This is a genomic window from Aminobacter sp. P4_D5, from assembly GCF_056401815.1.
In genome coordinates this window covers 1-784 of the sequence record NZ_JBFUIP010000587.1, presented here as the reverse complement: position 1 = coordinate 784, position 784 = coordinate 1, and the positions used below count along the sequence as shown (strand labels likewise).

Below are 784 nucleotides of genomic sequence, written 5' to 3'. Positions count from 1 at the left end.
CCGAAGGCGGCGGCGCAGCTCGCGCGGCGGGCGGATCGGCAAAGGGGTCGGGCAGCGGGACCGCAGCAGATGGCGTGGCGAAGGGATCGGCATGCCGTGCGGCGGGCGCGCCTGGCGGCGCATCCGCGAAGGGGTCCGGCAGGTGGGCGAAGGGATCGTTCGAAGGAGCCCCCGGCTTCGGCGCCACCGGCGTGTCCCAGCTCGTCGGCAGCAGGTCCGGCATGGTGGCGCGCGGCGGGGTGAAGACGTCGTTCGTGCTGGGACGGTGGTCGGGCATGACCGGGCCGTGATCGTCCGCCGCGAAGGGATCGAAGTCCGACGGCAGCAGGGGCGCGTTGCCGGAGGGCGCGCTCTCGCCCGTCGAAAGCCCCGGCAGCGGCGCGGAGAAGATGTCGGAGGGCGCGGCGGGCGGCGCCATCGGGTCGGGCACCGCCGCCGCCGATTGCCAGCGGCCTTCGCCGTATCCGGCCTCCTCTTCCACTCGGCACTCGATCTCGTAGGCGCCGAGGCGCAGCCGGTCGCCGTCGCGCAGCACGCGCACCTGGTCGCGGCCCACGGGTTCGCCGCCGCTGTTCAGGAAGGTTCCGTTGGTCGAGAGGTCGCGCACCTGCCAGGCGCCCGAGAGATACTCGACGGCGCAATGCCGCTTGGAGAGGACGCGGTCGGGATCGCGGAGCGGCCAGTCGCATTCGGTGCCGCGACCCATGACGTATTCGCCGCCGGGCACGCGCCGCTGCTCAGGGGTGGCCTGCTCCGGACAGCGAAGGACGGACAGGACCAAGAC

The 784-nt window shown here is 73.6% G+C and carries 1 protein-coding gene; it reads right to left on the bottom strand.

The genetic code is table 11. The features are described from left to right. On the bottom strand, positions 1-727 hold a 727-nt coding region (locus tag AC1DWF_RS33675), incomplete at its 3' end, for an FHA domain-containing protein (RefSeq protein WP_476842837.1). Positions 728-784 lie beyond the last annotated feature (57 nt).